Origin of the sequence: Streptomyces sp. NPDC051987 (assembly GCF_040680735.1) — a bacterium.
GTDB lineage: Bacteria > Actinomycetota > Actinomycetes > Streptomycetales > Streptomycetaceae > Streptomyces.
Genome location: NZ_JBFAXI010000023.1, coordinates 73,105 through 93,176 on the forward strand (window position 1 = coordinate 73,105; position 20,072 = coordinate 93,176).

23 protein-coding genes are annotated in these 20,072 nt (G+C 71.1%); 11 read left to right on the forward strand and 12 right to left on the reverse strand.

Features of this window, described 5'->3' with window-relative positions:
• Nucleotides 1-269 precede the first annotated feature (269 nt).
• Entirely contained in the window at nucleotides 270-983 is a 714-nt protein-coding gene (locus tag AB0M11_RS15285; protein ID WP_365705373.1) for a hypothetical protein, read from the reverse strand.
• A 117-nt stretch (nucleotides 984-1,100) separates the two neighbouring features.
• On the reverse strand, nucleotides 1,101-1,469 hold the full coding sequence (locus AB0M11_RS15290; RefSeq protein WP_365705375.1) for an arsenate reductase family protein: 369 nt from the start codon (nucleotides 1,467-1,469) through the stop codon (nucleotides 1,101-1,103).
• Between the two features lie 230 nt (nucleotides 1,470-1,699).
• Between AB0M11_RS15290 and AB0M11_RS15295 the strand changes: the two genes are divergently transcribed.
• The 3 genes from AB0M11_RS15295 to AB0M11_RS15305 all read left to right on the forward strand — a co-directional run bounded on the left by AB0M11_RS15295 (nucleotide 1,700) and on the right by AB0M11_RS15305 (nucleotide 4,117).
• A complete protein-coding gene (locus AB0M11_RS15295) occupies nucleotides 1,700-2,014 on the forward strand; it encodes a hypothetical protein (RefSeq protein WP_365705377.1) in 315 nt (104 codons plus the stop codon).
• Nucleotides 2,015-2,294: 280 nt separating this feature from the next.
• Nucleotides 2,295-3,635, forward strand: a complete 1,341-nt coding sequence (locus AB0M11_RS15300) for a DUF2252 domain-containing protein (RefSeq protein WP_365705379.1) — start codon at nucleotides 2,295-2,297, stop codon at nucleotides 3,633-3,635.
• Nucleotides 3,636-3,832: 197 nt separating this feature from the next.
• Nucleotides 3,833-4,117 carry a hypothetical protein gene (locus AB0M11_RS15305; RefSeq protein WP_365705381.1) on the forward strand — a complete coding sequence of 95 codons (285 nt, stop codon included), beginning with the start codon at nucleotides 3,833-3,835 and terminating at the stop codon, nucleotides 4,115-4,117.
• A 21-nt stretch (nucleotides 4,118-4,138) separates the two neighbouring features.
• Here AB0M11_RS15305 and AB0M11_RS15310 read toward each other — a convergent pair whose 3' ends face one another.
• The 4 genes from AB0M11_RS15310 to glnA all read right to left on the reverse strand — a co-directional run bounded on the left by AB0M11_RS15310 (nucleotide 4,139) and on the right by glnA (nucleotide 7,567).
• Nucleotides 4,139-4,723: a hypothetical protein gene (locus AB0M11_RS15310; protein ID WP_365705438.1), complete on the reverse strand. Its 585-nt coding sequence runs from the start codon at nucleotides 4,721-4,723 to the stop codon at nucleotides 4,139-4,141.
• A gap of 2 nt (nucleotides 4,724-4,725) precedes the next feature.
• A complete protein-coding gene (gene htpX, locus AB0M11_RS15315; protein WP_365705383.1) occupies nucleotides 4,726-5,646 on the reverse strand; it encodes a zinc metalloprotease HtpX in 921 nt (306 codons plus the stop codon).
• Between the two features lie 152 nt (nucleotides 5,647-5,798).
• Entirely contained in the window at nucleotides 5,799-6,056 is a 258-nt protein-coding gene (locus AB0M11_RS15320) for a hypothetical protein (RefSeq protein WP_365705385.1), read from the reverse strand.
• Nucleotides 6,057-6,157: 101 nt separating this feature from the next.
• Nucleotides 6,158-7,567 carry a type I glutamate--ammonia ligase gene (glnA, locus tag AB0M11_RS15325; RefSeq protein WP_365705387.1) on the reverse strand — a complete coding sequence of 470 codons (1,410 nt, stop codon included), beginning with the start codon at nucleotides 7,565-7,567 and terminating at the stop codon, nucleotides 6,158-6,160.
• Between the two features lie 211 nt (nucleotides 7,568-7,778).
• On the opposite strand from glnA, the gene AB0M11_RS15330 reads away from it, so the two are divergent.
• Nucleotides 7,779-8,246 (forward strand): RDD family protein, encoded by a 468-nt coding sequence (locus AB0M11_RS15330; RefSeq protein ID WP_365705389.1) that lies wholly within the window; start codon nucleotides 7,779-7,781, stop codon nucleotides 8,244-8,246.
• Between the two features lie 139 nt (nucleotides 8,247-8,385).
• Here AB0M11_RS15330 and AB0M11_RS15335 read toward each other — a convergent pair whose 3' ends face one another.
• On the reverse strand, nucleotides 8,386-10,026 hold the full coding sequence (locus tag AB0M11_RS15335; RefSeq protein ID WP_365705391.1) for an FAD-dependent monooxygenase: 1,641 nt from the start codon (nucleotides 10,024-10,026) through the stop codon (nucleotides 8,386-8,388).
• Nucleotides 10,027-10,239: 213 nt separating this feature from the next.
• Here AB0M11_RS15335 and AB0M11_RS15340 point away from each other — a divergent pair, with 213 nt between their 5' ends.
• From AB0M11_RS15340 to AB0M11_RS15370, 7 genes are read left to right on the forward strand one after another with little or no spacing between them, the layout of a single operon-like run.
• Nucleotides 10,240-11,310 (forward strand): SchA/CurD-like domain-containing protein, encoded by a 1,071-nt coding sequence (locus AB0M11_RS15340; protein WP_365705393.1) that lies wholly within the window; start codon nucleotides 10,240-10,242, stop codon nucleotides 11,308-11,310.
• A 39-nt stretch (nucleotides 11,311-11,349) separates the two neighbouring features.
• Nucleotides 11,350-11,763: a cupin domain-containing protein gene (locus tag AB0M11_RS15345; RefSeq protein WP_365705395.1), complete on the forward strand. Its 414-nt coding sequence runs from the start codon at nucleotides 11,350-11,352 to the stop codon at nucleotides 11,761-11,763.
• Nucleotides 11,760-13,028 carry a beta-ketoacyl-[acyl-carrier-protein] synthase family protein gene (locus AB0M11_RS15350; RefSeq protein ID WP_365705397.1) on the forward strand — a complete coding sequence of 423 codons (1,269 nt, stop codon included), beginning with the start codon at nucleotides 11,760-11,762 and terminating at the stop codon, nucleotides 13,026-13,028. The genes AB0M11_RS15345 and AB0M11_RS15350 overlap by 4 nt, the downstream gene beginning before the upstream one ends.
• On the forward strand, nucleotides 13,025-14,269 hold the full coding sequence (locus AB0M11_RS15355; RefSeq protein ID WP_365705399.1) for a ketosynthase chain-length factor: 1,245 nt from the start codon (nucleotides 13,025-13,027) through the stop codon (nucleotides 14,267-14,269). Before AB0M11_RS15350 ends, AB0M11_RS15355 begins: the two co-directional genes overlap by 4 nt.
• A 43-nt stretch (nucleotides 14,270-14,312) precedes the next feature.
• Nucleotides 14,313-14,564, forward strand: a complete 252-nt coding sequence (locus AB0M11_RS15360; RefSeq protein WP_089101200.1) for an acyl carrier protein — start codon at nucleotides 14,313-14,315, stop codon at nucleotides 14,562-14,564.
• Between the two features lies 1 nt (nucleotide 14,565).
• Nucleotides 14,566-15,045, forward strand: a complete 480-nt coding sequence (locus AB0M11_RS15365; RefSeq protein ID WP_365705401.1) for an SRPBCC family protein — start codon at nucleotides 14,566-14,568, stop codon at nucleotides 15,043-15,045.
• 30 nt (nucleotides 15,046-15,075) lie between these two features.
• Nucleotides 15,076-15,408, forward strand: coding sequence for a TcmI family type II polyketide cyclase (locus tag AB0M11_RS15370; protein ID WP_365705403.1), 333 nt, complete (start codon nucleotides 15,076-15,078; stop codon nucleotides 15,406-15,408).
• An 81-nt stretch (nucleotides 15,409-15,489) separates the two neighbouring features.
• Here AB0M11_RS15370 and AB0M11_RS15375 read toward each other — a convergent pair whose 3' ends face one another.
• The 5 genes from AB0M11_RS15375 to lipA form a co-directional block, all read right to left on the reverse strand.
• Nucleotides 15,490-16,554 carry a methyltransferase gene (locus AB0M11_RS15375; protein ID WP_365705405.1) on the reverse strand — a complete coding sequence of 355 codons (1,065 nt, stop codon included), beginning with the start codon at nucleotides 16,552-16,554 and terminating at the stop codon, nucleotides 15,490-15,492.
• A 41-nt stretch (nucleotides 16,555-16,595) separates the two neighbouring features.
• Nucleotides 16,596-17,678 (reverse strand): right-handed parallel beta-helix repeat-containing protein, encoded by a 1,083-nt coding sequence (locus tag AB0M11_RS15380; RefSeq protein WP_365705407.1) that lies wholly within the window; start codon nucleotides 17,676-17,678, stop codon nucleotides 16,596-16,598.
• Nucleotides 17,679-17,876: 198 nt separating this feature from the next.
• Nucleotides 17,877-18,578, reverse strand: coding sequence for a DUF4191 domain-containing protein (locus tag AB0M11_RS15385; protein ID WP_365705409.1), 702 nt, complete (start codon nucleotides 18,576-18,578; stop codon nucleotides 17,877-17,879).
• 69 nt (nucleotides 18,579-18,647) lie between these two features.
• A complete protein-coding gene (locus AB0M11_RS15390; RefSeq protein ID WP_181806529.1) occupies nucleotides 18,648-18,845 on the reverse strand; it encodes a hypothetical protein in 198 nt (65 codons plus the stop codon).
• Nucleotides 18,846-19,092: 247 nt separating this feature from the next.
• Nucleotides 19,093-20,058 carry a lipoyl synthase gene (lipA, locus tag AB0M11_RS15395; RefSeq protein WP_365705411.1) on the reverse strand — a complete coding sequence of 322 codons (966 nt, stop codon included), beginning with the start codon at nucleotides 20,056-20,058 and terminating at the stop codon, nucleotides 19,093-19,095.
• Nucleotides 20,059-20,072 lie beyond the last annotated feature (14 nt).

The window sequence follows — 20,072 nt, forward strand, 5'->3', positions numbered from 1 at the left end:
GTGGGTCGGGCGCACTTGCGGGTGCAGTGGCGCTACGGCACTGGGGCGCCTCGGTGTTGCCCGGCAGCCTGTCAACAGGCGATTTCCCGATCATTGCTCGGATGTGAACCCGGTGTTACCTGGTCGTTCTGTGGTGCGACTCACGTTGTGCGGGGCGGGTGACCGGGGTACGGAGCCCATTTCGGGCGCCGCGCCGGATGCCCGCGCGGCGGTCGCCGGCTCTCCCTCCGTGAGAGCCGGCGACCGCGCCTCGGGCCGTTGTGGGGCGGTCAGCCGACCTTCTCGATCAGCGCTCGCCGGATCAGGAATTTGCCGGGTTCACGGACCTGTTCGAACGCCGCGTTGTTGAGCAGCACGCAACTGCCGGAGACCGAGGTGACCTTCACCGTCGTGGACTTGTTGTTGTCCAGGTTGGTGACCTTCAGCGTGGTTCCGGCCGGGAACTGGTTGCTGGAGGCGGCCGGCGCGCCGGCCTCACCGGAGAGCGTGACGGTCGAGCCCTTGCAGACCTGCTGCCCGGAGGCGGCGGCGCCCCCGGTGTTGCCGGTGTTGCCGGTCGCAGCGCTCTGTGTGGGCGCGGCCGTGGCGGTCTGGCCGGTCTGGCCCGTCTGTCCGCTCTGGCCCGTCTGCGTCCCGTTCGCCGCCTGGGAGCCCTGAGCCGACTCCCCAACGACGCAACCGGACGCCTTCTGCTGGACCTTGATCTGTGCGATGACCGCCTCGCGGTTGGCGATCCGGGCCGCCGACTGGGCGTCCGGGTTCGCCTGTTGCCCGGCGATGAACTTCTGGTTGTTGCCGAGGGCCGTGGCCAGCCCCGAGCAGACGGTCGAGTCCGCGGCCGACGACAGTGTCTTCGCGTTCGGCGAGGACTGCGCGGCGTTCGAGGTGGTCGCCAGGACGAAGGCCCCGCCACCGGCGACGGCTGCGGCGCCGACCAGCAGTGCGACGGTCTTCCTGGCGCCGAGAGTTCTCCTACGCGACATGCGCGCCTCCTGAAAGGTGGGGAACGTACGCCGCTATGTACGAGATGCCGAACGTCGTTACTCAGCGGTTACCCGCGTCCCTGAAGTAACGTGCGTCACGTTGGAGTTGAGCGCTGTTCAGCTCTTGCTTCTGGCCAGCGCGTCCTGTACGGCTTCGGGGGTGCGGCCGACGACCGCCGTGCCGTCGTCCGCGGTGATGATCGGCCGCTGGATGAGCTCGGGGTGTTCGGCGAGGGCCGCGATCCACCGGTCGCGCGCGCTCGCGTCCCGCGCCCACTCCCGCAGTCCGAGATCCCTGGCGGCCGCCTCCTGGGTGCGGGTGATGTCCCAGGGTTCGAGGCCGAGCCGTTCCAGTACGGCCCTGATCTCGTCCTCGGTCGGTACGTCCTCCAGGTAGCGGCGGACGGTGTAGTCGGCCCCCTCGGCGTCGAGCAGGCTGAGCGCGCCGCGGCACTTCGAGCAGGCGGGGTTGATCCAGATCTCCATGCGGGAGACGGTACGCGAGCCGTCTCCGAGGGGCGTCCTGTTCGAATTTTGGGGGTGTGGTGAGGGCCCCTCAGGTATCTCCCGTCCCGCCTGAAAAACCCATCTCCACCTGGCCGTTCGACGTATCCGTGGACTGTCCCGTTGTCAGTGCCGGCCGGTACACTGGGAGCAGTGTTCGAGAGAGTCGCCGGGGCGTCCGGCGGCGCTCCGACCGCGACAGGAGGATGCCTGTGCCCGCTGCCGCACTGAAGCCGAAGTCCCTGCCGACCCAGTCCACCGCGAAGCGCGCGGTGCTGTTCGACTCGCCGTACACGCCGGTGGAGAAGCGCCCGCTGCCGGCCGGGCGGCCACGCGAGTGGTACGTCACGCACAACCGCCGTCTGAAGGCCATGCGCCTCGCCATCGCCCTGCTCGACTCCGGTGTCCATCTGCCGGGGCAGGCACGGAACGAGACGATACGGAGTACGGCCGAGAGCATCGGTGTGCATCCGCCGTCGGACACGACGTGCCACATGGTGCGGGCCCTGATGCGTTATTCGCGGTGAGCCGGTGGTGCCGGGTGCCGTCCGTTCGCGGCGGCGCCCGGCGCTTTCCACCTGGGGGCTGCCGCCCCCAGACCCCCGCACCGGGGGGTGCGGCCCTCGTGCGCCGGCTGCGGGCCGGTGGGGGCCGACCGCGCAGTTCCCCGCGCCCCTTGCGGCCCCCAGCCGCGAGCGCCGCTGGCCGTCACCCGTTTGCCGGACTCGGCATGCGCGCGGCCCGCCTCCTCGCATTCACTGCGATCAGCAGGAGACGGAGGGAGCAGCCGACTGAGGGGAGCGCCGGATGACCACACCCGCCGACCGTGCCGCCCACGGCAAGGCCGCCCGCAAGCGGGCCCCCCGTTCGACCCACGCCGGCTGGCTGCCCTCCGTCGACCGCCCCGACCCGGTCGGCATACTCGAGCGGCAGGGCCGCGACCGGCTGCCCGAGCTGCTGCCCATCCGCTACGGCAGGATGGCCGCCTCGCCCTTCGCCTTCCTGCGCGGCGCGGCCGCCGTGATGGCCGCCGACCTCGCCGCCCGGCCGCACACCGGGCTCACCGTGCAGCTCTGCGGGGATGCGCACCTGCTGAACTTCGGGCTCTACGCCTCCCCGGAACGGTCCCTGCTCTTCGACCTGAACGACTTCGACGAGACGTTTCCCGGGCCCTTCGAGTGGGACGTCAAACGGCTCGCCGCCTCCGTCGCCGTCGCCGCCCGCGAGAACGGGCACAGCGATCCGCAGGCCCGCGCCGCCGCCGGGGCGGCCGTGACCGGGTACCGGACCGCCATGCGGCGGCTGGCGGGGCTCGGGGAACTCGCCGTCTGGTACGAGCGTGTCGACGCCGGCGGTCTGACGGCCCTGGTCCGCTCCGGGCGCCGCCGGCGCCGGGTCGAGGACACCCTGACCCGGGCCCGGCGCCGCACCAGCCTGCACGCGCTCGGCCGGCTCACCGAGACCGTCGGCGGACAGCGCCGCATCATCCACGACCCGCCGCTCCTCGAACCCGCCGGAGCCTCCGACATGGCCGCCCTGCGCAAGATCTTCAGTGACTACCGCTCCACCCTCGCCGAGGAGCGCCGGCTCCTCCTCGACCGCTACCGCTTCGTCGACGCGGCCCGCAAGGTCGTCGGCGTCGGCAGTGTCGGCACCCGCTGCTTCATCGTGCTGCTCGCCGGCCGGGACGCCGACGACCCCCTGTTCCTGCAGATCAAGGAGGCCCGGCCGTCCGTACTGGAGCAGTACCTGCCGAGCGGGCCGTACGCCCACCCCGGCCACCGGGTCGTCGCCGGGCAGCGGCTGCTCCAGGCCGCGGCGGACATCTTCCTCGGCTGGCTGACCGGTCCCCAGGGCCGCGCCTACTACTGGCGCCAGCTGCGGGACATGAAGGGCTCCCTGGAGGTGGGCGCGATGGACCCGACAGGCCTGCGCGTGTACGCGGCCCTGTGCGGGACGACCCTGGCCCGCGCCCACGCCCGCTCCGGCGACCGCATCGCCATCGCCGCCTACCTGGGCGGCAGCGACACCTTCGACCGCGCGATCACCGACTTCGCGCTCGCCTACGCCGACCAGACCGCCGTCGACCACGCCGCCCTGGTCGCGGCCGTCACGGCGGGCGTGCTGACGGCGGCCCCGGGGATCTAAAAACGGGATGCACGCCCGGTGACCGGCTCCCTACGCTGGAGAGGCGTTGCGGAGTGGTCCACCACCGCTTTGTGAAGGGCGGGCCGCGCCCCGGGGAGACCGGACTACACTGCCGCGCACCGACGGACGGCCGCCCGTCCCCCCGCGTGCCGTCGGCTCCGTCGCCCGCTCACCCACCCACGCCACGGAGGCCCGTCATGGGCACCATCGTCCTCTCCGGAACCGTCGTCCTGGTCATCCTCGGATTCGGCAACCACAACTGGTGGCTCGCCGCCGTCGCCCTGCTCTTCGTGTACGTGCAGTACGGGCGGGGCTCGTCGTCGGCCTCCTCGTCGGGCGGTACGTCCGGCGGGGGAGGGGGTGTGGCCGGCGACTACAAGACCTACCGCGACCGCCGTGACCAGCAGGCCAAGTGGGAGCGCCGCTACCGCCGCGAGCGCCCCCTGGAGTTCCGGCGCCAGCAGAACGAGAAGGGGAAGTAGCCGACGGGTGCCCCCGGCCGGTCAGAGGCCGGGGGCACCCCAGACCGGGAACCAGCGGCTGAGGTCCTGCTCGATCCGCAGGTCGCTCGCGAGCGCCGCCTTCACCTGCAACTCCAGCGCGCTGTCCCGCCGCTGCCCGGAACCGGCCAGCGGCGCGAAGGGGTAGAAGGTCCCCCGCTTGTAGAGGTAGACGAGCGCGAGTCTGCGCCCGCGCTCGTCCTCGAAGGCGGCCAGGGAGCAGAGCAGCTGCGGGCCGAAGCCGTTGACCTCCATCGAGCTGTTCACCGCGTGCAGGTCGTTGACCAGCTGCGGAAGCTGGTCGGGGGAGCGCTGCGAGACCAGCCAGGAGTACCCGTAGTCGTCCTGCCGCAGCTCCACCGGCGCCCCGCCGCGGTCCGCGTCCGCGTCGAGCAGGGCCTGGACCTCCCGGTGGGTCTGCTCGAAGGCCGCGCCCTCCACGGTGGCGAAGCACACCGCGCCCCTGCCGGTGGGTCTGAATCCGGCCGCCGCCTCCAGCGTCACCGCCGCCGAGGGCAGCGCGAACAACTGGTCGAGATCCGGCGCGACCGGCTTCGTACGGCCCAGCAGGATGTCCAGGAACCCCATGCTCACCCGGCCTTCCCGGGCGGCGCCGCCTCACCCAGCTCCGCCGAGATCCGCCCCAGCTGCTCAAGCCGCTGCTCCAGGGTCGGGTGGGTGGAGAAGATGCGCTCGATGCCGGGCTCCTTGCCGGTCGCCGGGGTGAAGTAGAACGCGTTGAACGCCTGGGCCGTGCGCAGGTCCTTGGTCGGGATCCGGGCGATGTCACCGGAGACCTTGGTGAGCGCCGACGCCAGCGCCGAGGGCCGGCCGGTCAGCTGGGCCGCGGCCCGGTCGGCGGCCAGCTCCCGGTACCGGGACAGCGCTCTGATCAGCAGGAAGCTGATCGCGTACACGGCCGCGGAGACCCCGATGACCGCGGCGAACACGGCGGCCGTGTTCTGGTCGCGGCGGCCGCCGCCGAAGAGCTGGGAGTAGAACGCGAACCGCACGATCAGCCCGGCGATGACCCCCAGGAAGGACGCGATCGTGATCACGGCGACGTCCTTGTGCGCCACGTGGGACAGCTCGTGCGCCAGCACGCCCTCCAGCTCGGCGGGCTCCAGCCGCCGCAGCAGCCCGGTGGTCACGCACACCACGGCGTGCTCGGGATTGCGCCCGGTCGCGAACGCGTTCGGCATGTCCATGTCGGACACGGCGACCACCGGCTTCGGCATGTCGGCGATGGCGCACAGCCGGTCCACCACCGCGTGCAGCTCCGGATACTCCTCCCGTTCCACGACCCGGCCGCGCATGGCGAACAGCGCGATCCGGTCGGAGAACCAGAACTGGGCCACGAACATCGCGCCCACCAGCACGACGACCAGCAGCCACGATTTCAGCAGCACGATCAACGCGGCAACGAAGCCGACGTACAACAACCCGAGCAGGAACAGCGTGACCGTCATCCGTACGGTCAGCCGCCGGTCGCTCCGGAAGCGGCTCTGCATCTCGCCTCACCCCGCAGTCAGGCACTCGTCCCGCTGTCCAGTGTGCACCTGCGGGGAGCCATGGAACGGTTCCGAACGTCCCTAGTAGCGGCAAAAGGTCCCTGTGAAGCGCCGCCCGGCACCAGCTCCGTAGCGCCCATGGCGAGTGGCCGCTAGTAAGGCGACCGCGTCTGTGCGTACCCCAGCAGCAGGATCACCGCCGCCACACAGCCGAGCACGATCGCCGTCGACACCCACGACGACCGCCGCGGCCCCACCGGATCGGGGTCCGCCCGGAACGGCGCCGGTTCCGGGGGGTTCTCCTTCCAGCGCGCGGCCAGCATCCGCGCCCGCGCGGACGGCTCCTTGTGCTCCGCCTCGGCGGCCCACCTGAAGTCGAACTCGTGCTCCTCGTCGCCCTGTTGGGACACCCCGAACCCCCGTCTCGAACATCCGTACCCGGGCACGATACGACGGCGCCCCCGCCCTGAGAAACAGGGGCGGGGGCGCCGGGGGCCGGAAACGACGTCCGTCACACGTCGAAGTACAGCTCGAACTCGTGCGGGTGCGGGCGCAGCTGCAGCGGGGCGATCTCGTTGGTGCGCTTGAAGTCGATCCACGTCTCGATCAGGTCGGGCGTGAAGACGTCACCGGCGAGCAGGAACTCGTGGTCGCGCTCCAGGGAGTCGAGGACGGCCGGGAGGGAGGTCGGGACCTGGGCGACGCCCGCGTGCTCCTCGGGAGCCAGCTCGTAGAGGTCCTTGTCGATCGGCTCGGCCGGCTCGATCTTGTTCTTGATGCCGTCCAGACCCGCCAGGAGCAGGGCCGAGAAGGCCAGGTACGGGTTGCCGGAGGAGTCGGGCGCGCGGAATTCGACGCGCTTGGCCTTCGGGTTCGAACCCGTGATCGGGATACGCATCGCGGCGGAGCGGTTGCGCTGCGAGTACACCAGGTTGATCGGCGCCTCGAAGCCCGGCACCAGGCGGTGGTACGAGTTCACCGTCGGGTTGGTGAAGGCCAGCAGCGACGGGGCGTGCTTCAGGATGCCGCCGATGTAGTAGCGGGCGGTGTCCGACAGGCCCGCGTAACCGGCCTCGTCGTAGAACAGCGGGTCGCCGTTGGCCCACAGCGACTGGTGCACGTGCATGCCCGAGCCGTTGTCACCGAAGATCGGCTTCGGCATGAAGGTCGCGGTCTTGCCGTTGCGCCAGGCCACGTTCTTCACGATGTACTTGAAGAGCTGCAGGTCGTCGGCGGCGGCGAGCAGCGTGTTGAACTTGTAGTTGATCTCCGCCTGGCCGGCGGTGCCCACCTCGTGGTGCTGGCGCTCGACCTTCAGGCCGGCCTTCTCCAGCTCCAGGGAGATCTCGGCGCGCAGGTCGGCGAAGTGGTCGACCGGCGGGACCGGGAAGTAGCCGCCCTTGTAGCGGACCTTGTAACCACGGTTGTCCTCCAGGGCGCCGGTGTTCCAGGCACCCGCCTCGGAGTCGATGTGGTAGAAGGACTCGTTCGCCGAGGTGGCGAAGCGGACCGAGTCGAAGACGTAGAACTCGGCCTCGGGGCCGAAGTACGCGGTGTCGGCGATACCGGTCGACGCCAGGTACGCCTCCGCCTTCTTCGCCACGTTGCGCGGGTCACGGGAGTACTGCTCGCCCGTGATCGGGTCGTGGATGAAGAAGTTGATGTTGAGCGTCTTGTCGCGGCGGAAGGGGTCCACCCGGGCCGTCGACAGGTCGGCGCGCAGTGCCATGTCGGACTCGTGGATCGCCTGGAATCCACGGATCGACGATCCGTCGAAGGCGAGCTCCTCGTCCGGGTCGAACGCCTCGACGGGCACCGTGAAGTGCTGCATGACGCCCGGCAGGTCGCAGAAACGGACGTCGACGAACTTGACGTCCTCGTCCGCGATGAACTTCTTGGCCTCGTCGGCGTTCTGGAACATCCAGCTCCTCCTACTCCCGGCCGTTCCCGTGCCGGGGTGGTAGTTCGTTCGTGCGGCCAGTGCGGTGGCACACGCTGTCCTCGACCCTAGGGACGGGTGATTTCTCGGGCGTGACCCATTTGTTTCGCTGAAGTTAACCGGCCTCGGTTCCACCGTAGCCCGTGGTACCCCGCCGACCCAGGGGCCGGGCGGGGCCCAGTACCGTGGACGGGTGGACAACAGGCAAGCAATCGGATCGTGGCTCTCCGGGCCCCGCGCGGCCATGGAAGAGGCCGGTGCGGAGTTCGGGTACCGGGGTGAGCAGCTGGGTCTGCCGGAGGAGGGGCCCGGCTCCATCGCCCGTCCCGGGCGGCGGCTCGGGGCGCTGGCCGTGGACTGGGCGCTGTGCGTCTTGATCGCATACGGCCTGATCACGCACGGCTACACCCCGGCGACGAGCAACTGGGCCCTCCTCATCTTCTTCGTCCTCGGGGTCCTCACCGTGGGCACGATCGGCTTCACGCCGGGCAAGCGGCTGTTCCGGCTGCGGGTGGTCGGCGTCGGGACGGGCCGGGTGCAGCCGCTGCGCGCACTGGCCCGCACGGTGCTGCTGTGCCTCGCCATCCCGGCGCTGGTCTGGGACCGGGACGGCAGGGGGCTGCACGACCGGCTGGCGAAGACCGTCGAGGTCCGCATGTAGCTGCGGCGCCGTGGGGCCTGGCCGCGCCCGCGCGGCGGAGCCGCATACCGGGTACAGCCCCGCACCCCTGAAGGGGCGCTTCAGCTCGCGTCGGCGCCGGCAAGCGACCCCCACCCCCTCGCCCGGCCACAACCCCGGCTCACCTCCTCCGCAGCACCCGCGCCAGCACCTCCCGCAGCTCTCCCTCCGGGTCGGGTACGCCTCCCTCCGACCGCCACGCCACGAACCCGTCGGGACGGACCAGCACCGCCCCGTCCGCCGTCGTACCGTGCGCCGCCGCCCAGTCGCCGCCCTCCGCGTCGTACACAAGATCGCCCCCCGGCCCGACGCGGTACGTGTCCAGCCGCAGCCGCTCCGTGTCCGCGATCCGCCGGGCGGCCGCGTGCCACGCCGCGCCCTGCACCGAGCCCGCGTCGCTCAGCAGCACCATCGACCGCTCGTACAGGTCGAGCGTGGAGACCCGCTCGGCCTCCCGGCGCAGCCACAGGTGCGGGGCCCGGCTGCCCGGCTGACCGGTGAGGTTCATCCCGTTGGGCACCAGCGGCTGGTCCGGGTCGGCCCCGAGGACCGCGCCCTTCGGGTAGCGGTAGCCGAGCACGATGTTGAGGATGCCGCCGCGCCGGTCGGCGCCCACGCCGGGGGCCGGCGCGAAGCCGGGGTGGCTGTGCTCGACGGAGCGGGCGGACGCGCGGGCGCTGGTGGCGAGGGCGATCGGGCGGCGCTCGGCGTCGTACGACTCCAGCAGGCCCGGCCCGGCCCAGCCGTCGAGGACCGCCGCCAGCTTCCAAGCCAGGTTGTGGGCGTCCTGGATGCCGGTGTTGGAGCCGAAGGCGCCCGTCGGTGACATCTCGTGCGCGGAGTCGCCGGCCAGGAAGACCCGCCGGTCGGCGTAGCGTTCCGCGACCCGTTCGGCCGCCCGCCAGGAGGCCCGGCCGGTGATCTCGACGTCGAGGTCGGGGACGCCGACGGCCCGCCGGATGTGCCGGGTGAGCCGTTCCTCCGTGAACTCGTCGAGGGTCTCGCCCCGTTCGGGGTGCCAGGGGGCGTGGAAGACCCAGTGCTCCTTGTTGTCGACGGGGAGGAGGGCGCCGTCCGCCTCCGGGTCGGTGAGGTAGCAGCAGATGAAGCGGCGGTCGCCGACCGTGCCCGCCAGCAGCTTGGAGCGGAAGGTGACGCTGACGTTCGCGAACAGGTCGCCGGGACCCGTCTGGCCGATGCCGAGCCGGCCGCGGACCGGGGAACGCGGGCCGTCGGCCGCGACCAGGTAGTCCGCCCGGACGGTGTACATCCGGTCGGAGTCACGGTCGCGGACGTACGCCGTCACTCCTTCGGGGTCCTGGTCGAAGGACTCCATCTCGTGGAAGTAGCGCAGCTCCCCGGTGAGCGACTCGGCCGCCCGGCGGAGCACCGGTTCGAGGTCGTTCTGGCTGCACAGGCACCAACCCGTAGGGCTGAACCTCGCGAGTCCGCCGCCCGGGTCGATCTCCTTGAACAGCCATTCCCCGGCGTCGCCGACCAGCGTCGGGGTCTGCAGGATGCCGTGGTTGTCGGCGAGGAGGCAGGCGGCGGCCTTGATGTCCGGCTCGATGCCCGCCCTCCGGAACAGCTCCATCGTCCGCACGTTGTTGCCCCGGCCGCGTGGGTGGATCGAGGTCCCGGAGTGTCTCTCGACGAGCAGGTGGCGGACGCCCAGTCGGCCCAGGAAGAGGGACATGGACAGGCCCACGAGGGAGCCGCCCACCACGAGGACGGGGACCTGGTGATCGGTTTTCTGGTGCATCGGGCACTCCAGGGGCGGGTGTTGCTGCGGCAGGTGCGTTGCAACGTCCATGCCCCGTCCGGGCCCCTTCGGGAGTGGTTCCGCGTCCTCAATCACCCACCTGGTTCACGCGAGTCGCGCGCCAGGGAGGACCGGCACAGGATCAAGAAGCGCTGACGCCGCGTCATCGGCGAAGGCGCAGGCCGCTGCCCCCGCGAAGGAGATGTGCGAAGCATGACGACGATCTCGGACAAGGTTTCGGAAAAGCCGACACGAACGACCCGCCCGGTGTCGACACGGGTCTCCCAGTCCGTCTTCGACGGCTCCCGGCTCCGGGTCGTTCTGCTGGTGGACGTCTACGACGGCGCGCAGCAGCAGTTCCTGGAGGCCTACGAGCAGCTGTGCAGCCAGGTCGCCCAGGTGCCCGGCCACGTCAGCGACCAGCTCTGCCAGTCGATCGAGAACCCCTCGCAGTGGCTGATCACCAGCGAGTGGGAGAGCGCCCCGCCGTTCCTCGCCTGGGTGAACAGCGAGGAGCACGTGGAGATGGTCAAGCCGCTGCACAACTGCGTCCGCGACACCCGCTCGCTCCGCTTCCACGTCGTGCGGGAGACCGGCGGCCCGTCGGCGGACGCGGTCCGCGTGCTGCAGGCCAACCCCCGGATGGGCGACGGCGTGATCCGCCACGCGCTCACCTTCACGGTCCGGCCCGGCAGCGAGGCCGAGGTCGCGAGGATCCTCGCGGACTACGCCTCGCCCGAGGCGAAGGTGGACGACTCCACCCGGCTCTGCCGCACCTCCCTGTTCATGCACGGCAACCGGGTGGTGCGGGCCATCGAGGTGCGCGGCGACCTGATGGCCGCCCTGCGCCACGTCGCCCGGCAGCCCGAGGTGCGGGCCGTCGAGGAGGCCATCAACCCCTACCTGGAGCAGGAGCGCGACCTCAACGACCAGGAGTCCGCACGGGTGTTCTTCACCCGGGCGGCGCTGCCGGCCGTGCACCACGTCAGCGCCGACCAGCCCGCCGAGGGCGAGCGGCACGCGCTCTACTACCCGGCCCGCCCCGGCTGCGGCATGCGGCTCGCGGAGCTGCTCGCGCAGCAGGACGAGGCCGCGGCCGAGGACCCGGCGAGCGCGATGCTGCACAGCACGGTCTTCCAGCGCGACGACGTCGTCGTCCGCCTGGTCGAGCAGCGGCCCGGCACGCCCGTGGACGTCGCCCCGGCCCACGCGCTGACCGCCCTGCTGGACGGCGACGCGGTGCGGATGCAGCTGATCACCGACCGCCGCTCGCCGGACGCCTGACCCTTCACCGTCGCATCACCCCCACGGAGGAACGCAGACATGCAGCCCATTCCGAAGATCGTGGACCTCTGCGAGGTCGAGCCCAACACCCGGCGCGGCGGCGATCTGCGCGCCATGCTCACCCCGGCCACGGTGGGTTCCACCAGCGGGTTCATGGGTGTGGCCATCGTGCAGCCGGGCGACCGTATCGCCGAGCACTACCACCCGTACTCCGAGGAGTTCGTCTACGTCGTCTGCGGCGACATGGAGGTCGACCTGGACGGCGAACCGCACCCGCTGCGGCCCGAGCAGGGGCTGATGATCCCCATCAACATGAAGCACCGCTTCCGCAACGTGGGCGACGTCGAGGCCCGGATCGTCTTCCACCTCGGTCCGCTGGCCCCGCGCCCGAGCCTCGGTCACGTCGACACCGAGGAGACGGAAGCCGTCGCCGTGGGGCAGGTCCGGTCGTGACCCGGCGCGTGGCGGTTACGGGCATAGGCATCGTGGCTCCGGGGGGTGTGGGCGTACCGGCGTTCTGGGATCTGCTCGCCTCGGGCCGGACCGCGACGCGCGGCATCACCTTCTTCGACCCCTCGGGCCTCAGGTCGCGGATCGCCGCCGAGTGCGACTTCGACCCGGCGGCGCACGGCCTGGACGCCGAGGAGATCGAGCGGGCGGACCGTTACATACAGTTCGCCCTGGTCGCCGGTGACGAGGCGGTCCGGGACTCCGGGCTCGACCTCGGCCGGGAGGACCCCTGGCGGGTCGGGGTCTCCCTGGGTACGGCGGTCGGTGGCACCACCCGCCTGGAGCACGACTACGTCCTGGTGAGCGGCGCGGGCCGGCGCTGGGACGTGGACCACCGGCAGGCGCAGCCCCAGCTGCACCGGGCGTTCTCCCCGAGCACCCTGGCCTCCGCGGTGGCGGAACGTTTCGGCGCCCAGGGTCCGGTGCAGACCGTCTCCACCGGCTGCACCTCGGGCCTGGACGCCGTCGGGTACGCCTTCCACACCGTCCAGGAGGGCCGCGCCGACATCTGCATCGCCGGCGCCTCGGACTCCCCGATCTCACCCATCACCATGGCCTGCTTCGACGCGATCAAGGCCACCTCCCCGAACAACGACGACCCCGAGCACGCCTCCCGCCCCTTCGACAACCGCCGGGACGGGTTCGTGATGGGCGAGGGCGGCGCCGTGCTCGTCCTGGAGGAGGAGGAACACGCCAAGGCCCGCGGGGCGCACATCTACTGCCGGCTCGACGGCTACGCCACCTTCGGCAACGCCTACCACATGACCGGCCTCACCAGCGAGGGCCTGGAGATGGCCCGCGCCATCGAGACCGCCCTGGACCACGCCCGCCTCGACCCCACCGCCATCGACTACGTCAACGCGCACGGCTCCGGCACCCGGCAGAACGACCGCCACGAGACCGCCGCCGTGAAGAAGGCGCTCGGACAGCACGCGTACTCGACGCCCATGAGCTCCATCAAGTCCATGGTGGGCCACTCGCTCGGCGCCATCGGCGCGATCGAGGTCGTCGCCTGTGTGCTCGCCCTGGCCCACCAGGTCGTCCCGCCCACCGCGAACTACGAGACCCCCGACCCCGAGTGCGACCTCGACTACGTGCCGCGGGTCGCCCGCGAACGCAGTCTCGGCGGCGTCCTGTCCGTGGGCAGCGGGTTCGGCGGCTTCCAGTCCGCGGTGATCCTGACCCGGCAGAGAGGACGGACACCATGAGCGAACCCCCTTCTCGGCGGGCGGCCGTCACCGGCATCGGTGTCGTCGCGCCCAACGGAACCAGCACCGAGACCTTCTGGAAATCCGTCCAGGAGGGCCGCATCGTCCTCGACAAGGTGACCCGCGAGGGCTGTGAGCACCTGCCCATGAAGGTGGCCGGAGAGGTCCGCGACTTCGACCCGGCGGCCGCCGTCGAGGAACGCCTCATCGTCCAGACCGACCGCTTCACGCACTTCGCGATGGCCGCGGCCGACCTGGCGCTCGACGACGCCCGGCTCGGCCGCGGCGACACCGACGGCTCGCCGTTCGACGTCGGCGTGGTCACCGCGGCCGGGTCCGGCGGCGGCGAGTTCGGCCAGCGCGAACTCCAGCAGCTGTGGGGCAAGGGCAGCCGGTTCGTCGGCCCCTACCAGTCCATCGCCTGGTTCTACGCGGCCAGCACCGGCCAGATCTCCATCCGGCGCGGCTTCAAGGGGCCCTGCTCGGTGGTCGCCGCCGACGAGGCCGGCGGGCTGGACGCCCTCGCCCACGCCGCCCGCGCGGTCCGCCGCGGTACGGACGTCATCGTGGCCGGCTCCACCGAGGCGCCGATAGCTCCGTACTCGGTGGTCTGCCAGCTCGGCTACGAGGAGCTCAGCCGGGAGACCGACCCGGCCCGCGCCTACCGCCCGTTCACCGAGCAGGCCTGCGGGTTCGTACCGGCCGAGGGCGGCGCCATGCTCGTCGTGGAGGACACCGGCTCGGCCCGCAGACGCGGACTGCCGGTCCGGGCCACCCTCGACGGCCACGCGTCCACCTTCACCGGGGCCTCGCGCTGGGCCGAGTCCCGGGCCGGGCTCGCCCAGGCGATCCGCGGGGCACTGGCCGAGGCCGGCTGCGCCCCCGAGGAGGTCGACGTGGTCTTCGCCGACGCCCTCGGGGTGCCGGCGGCAGACCGGGCGGAGGCGCTGGCCATCACCGACGCCCTCGGCGCCCACGGCAGGCGGGTGCCGGTCACCGCCCCCAAGACCGGCATCGGCCGGGGCTACTGCGCCGCCCCCGTCCTGGACACCGCCGCCGCGGTGCTGGCGATGGAACACGGCCTGATCCCGCCGACCCCGGGCGTCTTCGACATCTGCCACGACCTCGACCTCGTGACCGGCAGCGCCCGTGCCGCGCGGCCACGCACGGCACTGGTGCTCAGCCGGGGCCTCATGGGGTCGAACTCGGCGCTCGTGCTGCGCCACGGCGCGGCCGGGTGAGTCGAACACACCAGCTGCCCAGCAGCGAAGCAAAGGAGTTGCTATGAGCATCACCGTGGACGAACTGTCCGAACTCATGAAGAAGGCCGCCGGCGTCACCGTCTCCCCGGCCGACCTCCAGGACCGGGCCGACAGCGGCTTCGACGTCCTCGGCGTCGACTCCCTCGGCCTGCTCGGCATCGTCGGCGAGCTGGAGAACCGGCACGGCGTGCCCATGCCGGTGGACGCCGAGCGGTGCAAGACGCCCCGCCAGTTCCTCGACCTCGTCAACAGCGCCATGCCCGCGGGAGCCTGACATGACCGGACACACCCAGAACGAGATCACCATCGCCGCCCCCGTCGACCTGGTCTGGGACATGACCAACGACGTGGCCAACTGGCCCCAGCTGTTCAGCGAGTACGCCAGCGCCGAGATCCTTGCGGAGGAGGGGAACAAGGTCACCTTCCGGCTGACCATGCACCCCGACGAGAACGGCAAGGTGTGGAGCTGGGTCTCCGAGCGCGAGGCGGACCGGCGCAACCTCCGCGTCAAGGCCCGCCGGGTCGAGACCGGCCCGTTCGCCCACATGGACATCCTCTGGCAGTACGAGGAGGTGCCCGCCGGCACGCGCATGGTCTGGACCCAGGACTTCGCGATGAAGCCGGAGGCCCCCGTCGACGACGACTGGATGACCGACAACATCAACAAGAACTCCAAGATCCAGATGGCCCTGATCCGGGACAAGATCGAGAAGGCCGCCACCGGCCGGCGCCCCGACCCGGCCCTCGCCGACTGAGCCGGCCGGCCGACAGGAACGGAGACACACGTGCACCAGGCCCTGATCGTCGCCCGTATGGCACCGGGCTCCGCGCCCGACATCGCGAAGGTGTTCGCGGAGTCCGACCGGGGAGAGCTGCCGCACCTCGTCGGGGTGGTCCGGCGCAGCCTCTTCCAGTTCGGCGATGTGTACATGCACCTCGTCGAGTCGGAGCGCGAGCCGGGACCGGCCATCGCCAAGGTCACCTCGCACCCCGAGTTCCGGGGCATCAGCGAACGTCTCTCGGCGTACGTCAGCGCGTACGACCCGGAGACCTGGCGTTCCCCGAAGGACGCCATGGCCCAGCGCTTCTACCTCTGGGAGCGCGACGGCGGCGCGTGACCCCGCGCAGCGCCGTACGCCGACGGTGCCGGACCCGCGCACGACGCGGGCCCGGCACCGGCGTGTGCCGGGGGTGCCGCCTCAGGCGGGCACCGTGCAGTCGAAGGCGTGCAGGTACGGGTTGACCGGCCGGATGTCGTCGACGCTCAGCCCCGCGTCGGTCAGGCGGCGCACCATGGAGTCGGTGGTGTGCTTGGCCCCGCCGACGTTCAGGAGCAGCAGCAGGTCCATCGCCGTGCTGAACCGCATCGACGGCGTGTCGTCGACCAGGTTCTCGATCACCACGACCCGGGCGCCGGGACCGCCCGCCGCGATCACGTTGGCGAGCAGCCGCGCGGTGGACTCGTCGTCCCACTCCAGGATGTTCTTGATGACGTAGACGTCCGCGTCGACCGGCACGGCCTCCCGGATGTCACCGGGCACCACCCGCGCCCGGTCCGCGAGGTCCCCGCCCTCGCGCAGCCGGGGCAGCGCCTTCTCCACCACCTTGGGCAGGTCCAGCAGATAGCCCTTCATCGCCGGGTACTTGTCCAGCAGGCAGGCCACCACATGCCCCTGGCCGCCGCCGAGGTCGGCGACCGACCGGCTGCCGGACAGGTCGAGCAGCGCGGCGACCTCGCGGGCCGACTGCTCGCTGGAGGTGGTCATCGCCCGGTTGAAGACGTCCGCCGATTCCGGCGCGTCCTCGTTCAGGTAGACGAAGAACTCCTTGCCGTACAGGTCCTCGACGACGTTGCGGCCGCTGCGCACGGCCTCGTCGAGCCTGGGCCAGGCGTCCCAGGTCCACGGCTCGGTGCACCACAGGGCGATGTAGCGCAGGCTGTGCGGATCGTCCTCGCGCAGCAGCCGGGAGGTGTCGGTGTGGGCGAACGTCCCGTCCGGCCGCTCGGCGAAGACGCCGTAGCAGGACAGCGCGCGCAGCAGCCGGCGCAGCGGCTTGGGGTCGGTCCTCACCGCCGACGCCAGGGACTCCACGGTCATGGGGGCGTCCCCGAGCGCGTCGGCGACACGCAGCCGGGCGGCCGCGCGGACGGCGGCGGCACAGGCCGCCCCGAACACGAGCTCGCGCAGCCGCATCGACGGCGGCGGAGCGTCCTCCTCGGCCCCCTTCGCGGGCGTCCGGAGGTCGCGTGCTGGTGCGGTCATGTGCCGCCTTCCTTCCGTGTGGGGTGCGTAGGGCCGTCAGGTCAGCACAGACCTGCGGGCTTGGACTTCTTGCAGGTGTTCTGCTTGAAGGAGTTGCCGTGCTTGGCCGCCTCCTGGTTGACCAGGTCGGCGGGGGCGTTGCCGGACAGCTTGTTGCGGGTGATCTGGTTCTTGTCGCTGGTGACACCCACGAAGCTCTTGAAGACCACGACACCGCCCGACAGCGGGGACTTGCCGGAGTTCCCGGTGACCGTGTTCCCGGTGACCACGGTGTTCTCGGTGCCGGTCAGGACGATGCCGGAGCCCTGCAGGAAGGACAGGCGCGCGGTCTTCTTGCAGTACTTGTTGTTCTTCACGACCTGGTTGTCCGCGACGGTCAGGTGACCGGCCTTCGGCTTGTTCTCGTCGCCGACGACGAACACGCCCGCGCAGTTGCCGGTCACCGAGTTGTCCGAGACGGTGAGGTCGCGCAGCCGGCGGACGGTGACGCCGATCCGGTTGCCCTGCAGCAGGTTGTGCTCGACGACCGTGCCGTCGGTGTCGACGGCGCCCTTCTCCGCGGTGATCGAGTTGGCGAGGAAGATGCCCGCGTCGCCGTTGTCGCGGGCGACGTTGTTCCGGTAGGTGCTGTGGACCGCGCGCTCCTCGGCGATGCCCCACTGCCCGTTCTTCACGGCGGCCACGCCGTGCACGTGCAGGTTGGTCGTGCCGACGGCCATGACGCCGGTCCGGGAGAACCCGGTGACGGTCAGGTGGGCGATGGTCACGTCCTCGACGGGCTGCTTCTTCGCGCCGACCACGCAGATGCCGTTGCCCAGCGCGGCGCAGGACTTCTCGGTGGCCTTCTTCGCGGTGCTCTTGGCCTTCTTGGCCGGCTTGAGCACGGTGTCCGCGCCCATGCCGCGCAGGGTGAGGCCCGGCGTGGTCACCTTGACGCTCTCGTGGTAGGTGCCGGCCATCACCACCACCGTGTCGCCGGGTTCGGCGGCGTCGACCGCCTTCTGGATGGACTCACCCGGGTGCACGGTCAGCACACGGTGCGTCGCGGCCGCCGGAGCGGCACCGAGAAGAGAGCCGCACAGGGCGGCGCTGCACGCGAGGTATGTGATATGGCGTTTTGTCACATCGGGCAGATTACGAGCAGATGACCCGATAAACGGCAGGATGCTCCATTCGGTGGCGTGTCATGAGAGCCCTGCTTCGAGCGCCCTTAGGGGCGCTGGGGCCCCCGGCCGAAGGCTGGGAGAGGAACTGCGCCAGCAACCACGAAGGCGCGGCAGTCGCCACCGCGACCACCGCGCCCCGAACTCGTAGGCGAGCCTTTACCGCCCCCGAGGCCCACCCTTGGGCATCCGCATCCCCTTCGGCATCGGCCCCTTCGGCAACGGCATGTTGGACATCAGGTCCCCCATCGCCCGCAGCCGGTCGTTGGTGGTCGTCACCTGGGGCCCGGTCAGCACCCGAGGGAACTTCAGCATCGTGGTCCGCAGCTTCTTCAGCGGGACCTGGCCCTCGCCCGTGCCCACGATCACGTCGTGCACCGGCACGTCGGCCACGATCCGGGCCATCTTCTTCTTCTCGGCGGCCAGCAGGGTCTTCACCCGGTTCGGGTTGCCCTCGGCGACCAGGACGATGCCGGCCTTGCCGACCGCCCGGTGCACCACGTCCTGGCTGCGGTTCATCGCCACCGCCGGCGTCGTCGTCCAGCCCCGCCCGATGTTGTCCAGGACGGCGGCCGCGGCGCCCGGCTGGCCCTCCATCTGGCCGAAGGCCGCCCGCTCGGCCCGCCGGCCGAAGACGATCGCCGTCGCGAGGAAGGCGAGCAGCAGGCCCAGGATGCCCAGATAGACCGGATGGCCGATCAGGAAACCGATCACGAGGAAGACCGCGAGAGTGCCGAGACCGACACCGGCCAGCACCAGACCGATCGTCTTGTCGGCCTTGCGGGTCATCTTGTACGTCAGGACGATCTGCTTCAGTCGTCCGGCATTCGCAGCGTCCGCTGCGGGTTCCTTCCTCGCCATGCCCCGAAGTCTACGTGGCCCCGGGAGTGCCGACGACGGCAGAGTCCCGACAGGGCCGCGGAAGGGGCGTCAGGAGCGGCCGGCGGCCTGCTCGAGGAAGCGCTGGGCCTCGACCCGGTCCTTGGCGCGACGGCGGTCCTCCAGCACGGAGGTCCAGGCGTTCTGGCGTGCGGTGCGCTGGCCGCCGCTCATGAGGAGCGACTCGACGGCGCGCAGCGCGTCGGTGAAGGACGGGATCGCGGTGGCGCGAACGGGCGCGGCCTGCATGGTGGAGGTCCCCCCTCGAAGTGGGTGTACGTGCTGTGATACCAGGGTCACTGTTTGGTGTTACCAGGGCGTGACCGACCGGTCAAACGCCAATGAAACCTCGGTACGCGGCCCGCGAACGCCGACGCGGTCCTGACGGACGCCCTCATCAGCGAGGACGGTCAGGACCGCAGCCATTCGGTCATTACTGGTCAGTAGTAGTTTGTGCGTGAATTCACACGCTCGGCGGCGGGGCCGGGGCGGCCGGTCAGACCGCCTGCGCGGCGACGAACGCGCCCCGCTTCTCGACCGCCATCTGGTACAGACGGCCGGCCCGGTAGGAGGACCGCACCAGCGGGCCGGACATGACACCGGAGAAGCCGATCTGCTCGGCCTCCTCCTTCAGCTCCACGAACTCCTGCGGCTTGACCCAGCGCTCCACGGGGTGGTGCCGCACGCTCGGGCGCAGGTACTGCGTGATGGTGACCAGCTCGCAGCCGGCCTCGTGCAGCTGGCGCAGCGCGTCGCTGACCTCCTCGCGGGTCTCGCCCATGCCGAGGATGAGGTTGGACTTGGTGACCAGGCCGTGGTCGCGGGCGGCCGTGATGACCTTGAGCGAGCGCTCGTAGCGGAAGCCGGGGCGGATGCGCTTGAAGATCCGGGGGACCGTCTCGACGTTGTGCGCGAAGACCTCGGGGCGGGCCGAGAACACCTCGGCGAGCTGCTCCGGGACCGCGTTGAAGTCGGGGGCGAGCAGCTCGACCTTGGTGCGGCCGGCCTCGCGCCCGGCCGTCTGCGCGTGGATCTGCCGGACCGTCTCGGCGTACAGCCAGGCGCCGCCGTCCGCGAGGTCGTCGCGGGCGACGCCGGTGATGGTGGCGTAGTTCAGGTCCATGGTGACCACGGACTCGCCGACGCGGCGCGGCTCGTCCCGGTCCAGCGCCTCGGGCTTGCCGGTGTCGATCTGGCAGAAGTCGCAGCGCCGGGTGCACTGGTCGCCGCCGATGAGGAAGGTCGCCTCGCGGTCCTCCCAGCACTCGTAGATGTTCGGGCAGCCGGCTTCCTGGCAGACCGTGTGCAGGCCCTCGCTCTTCACGAGGTTCTGCATCTTCGTGTACTCGGGGCCCATTTTCGCCCGGGTCTTGATCCACTCGGGCTTGCGCTCGATGGGGGTCTGGCTGTTGCGGACCTCCAGGCGCAGCATCTTGCGTCCGTCGGGTGAGACTGCGGACACGACCGGCTCCCTAG

Bases quoted from the DNA above. Each gene is read 5' to 3' on its own strand.
- AB0M11_RS15285 (WP_365705373.1), bottom strand. From the start codon at position 983: ATGTCGCGTAGGAGAACTCTCGGCGCCAGGAAGACCGTCGCACTGCTG.
- AB0M11_RS15290 (WP_365705375.1), bottom strand. From the start codon at position 1,469: ATGGAGATCTGGATCAACCCCGCCTGCTCGAAGTGCCGCGGCGCGCTC.
- AB0M11_RS15300 (WP_365705379.1), top strand. From the start codon at position 2,295: ATGACCACACCCGCCGACCGTGCCGCCCACGGCAAGGCCGCCCGCAAG.
- AB0M11_RS15305 (WP_365705381.1), top strand. From the start codon at position 3,833: ATGGGCACCATCGTCCTCTCCGGAACCGTCGTCCTGGTCATCCTCGGA.
- AB0M11_RS15310 (WP_365705438.1), bottom strand. From the start codon at position 4,723: ATGGGGTTCCTGGACATCCTGCTGGGCCGTACGAAGCCGGTCGCGCCG.
- htpX (WP_365705383.1), bottom strand. From the start codon at position 5,646: ATGCAGAGCCGCTTCCGGAGCGACCGGCGGCTGACCGTACGGATGACG.
- glnA (WP_365705387.1), bottom strand. From the start codon at position 7,567: ATGTTCCAGAACGCCGACGAGGCCAAGAAGTTCATCGCGGACGAGGAC.
- AB0M11_RS15335 (WP_365705391.1), bottom strand. From the start codon at position 10,026: ATGCACCAGAAAACCGATCACCAGGTCCCCGTCCTCGTGGTGGGCGGC.
- AB0M11_RS15340 (WP_365705393.1), top strand. From the start codon at position 10,240: ATGACGACGATCTCGGACAAGGTTTCGGAAAAGCCGACACGAACGACC.
- AB0M11_RS15345 (WP_365705395.1), top strand. From the start codon at position 11,350: ATGCAGCCCATTCCGAAGATCGTGGACCTCTGCGAGGTCGAGCCCAAC.
- AB0M11_RS15355 (WP_365705399.1), top strand. From the start codon at position 13,025: ATGAGCGAACCCCCTTCTCGGCGGGCGGCCGTCACCGGCATCGGTGTC.
- AB0M11_RS15360 (WP_089101200.1), top strand. From the start codon at position 14,313: ATGAGCATCACCGTGGACGAACTGTCCGAACTCATGAAGAAGGCCGCC.
- AB0M11_RS15365 (WP_365705401.1), top strand. From the start codon at position 14,566: ATGACCGGACACACCCAGAACGAGATCACCATCGCCGCCCCCGTCGAC.
- AB0M11_RS15375 (WP_365705405.1), bottom strand. From the start codon at position 16,554: ATGACCGCACCAGCACGCGACCTCCGGACGCCCGCGAAGGGGGCCGAG.
- AB0M11_RS15385 (WP_365705409.1), bottom strand. From the start codon at position 18,578: ATGGCGAGGAAGGAACCCGCAGCGGACGCTGCGAATGCCGGACGACTG.
- AB0M11_RS15390 (WP_181806529.1), bottom strand. From the start codon at position 18,845: ATGCAGGCCGCGCCCGTTCGCGCCACCGCGATCCCGTCCTTCACCGAC.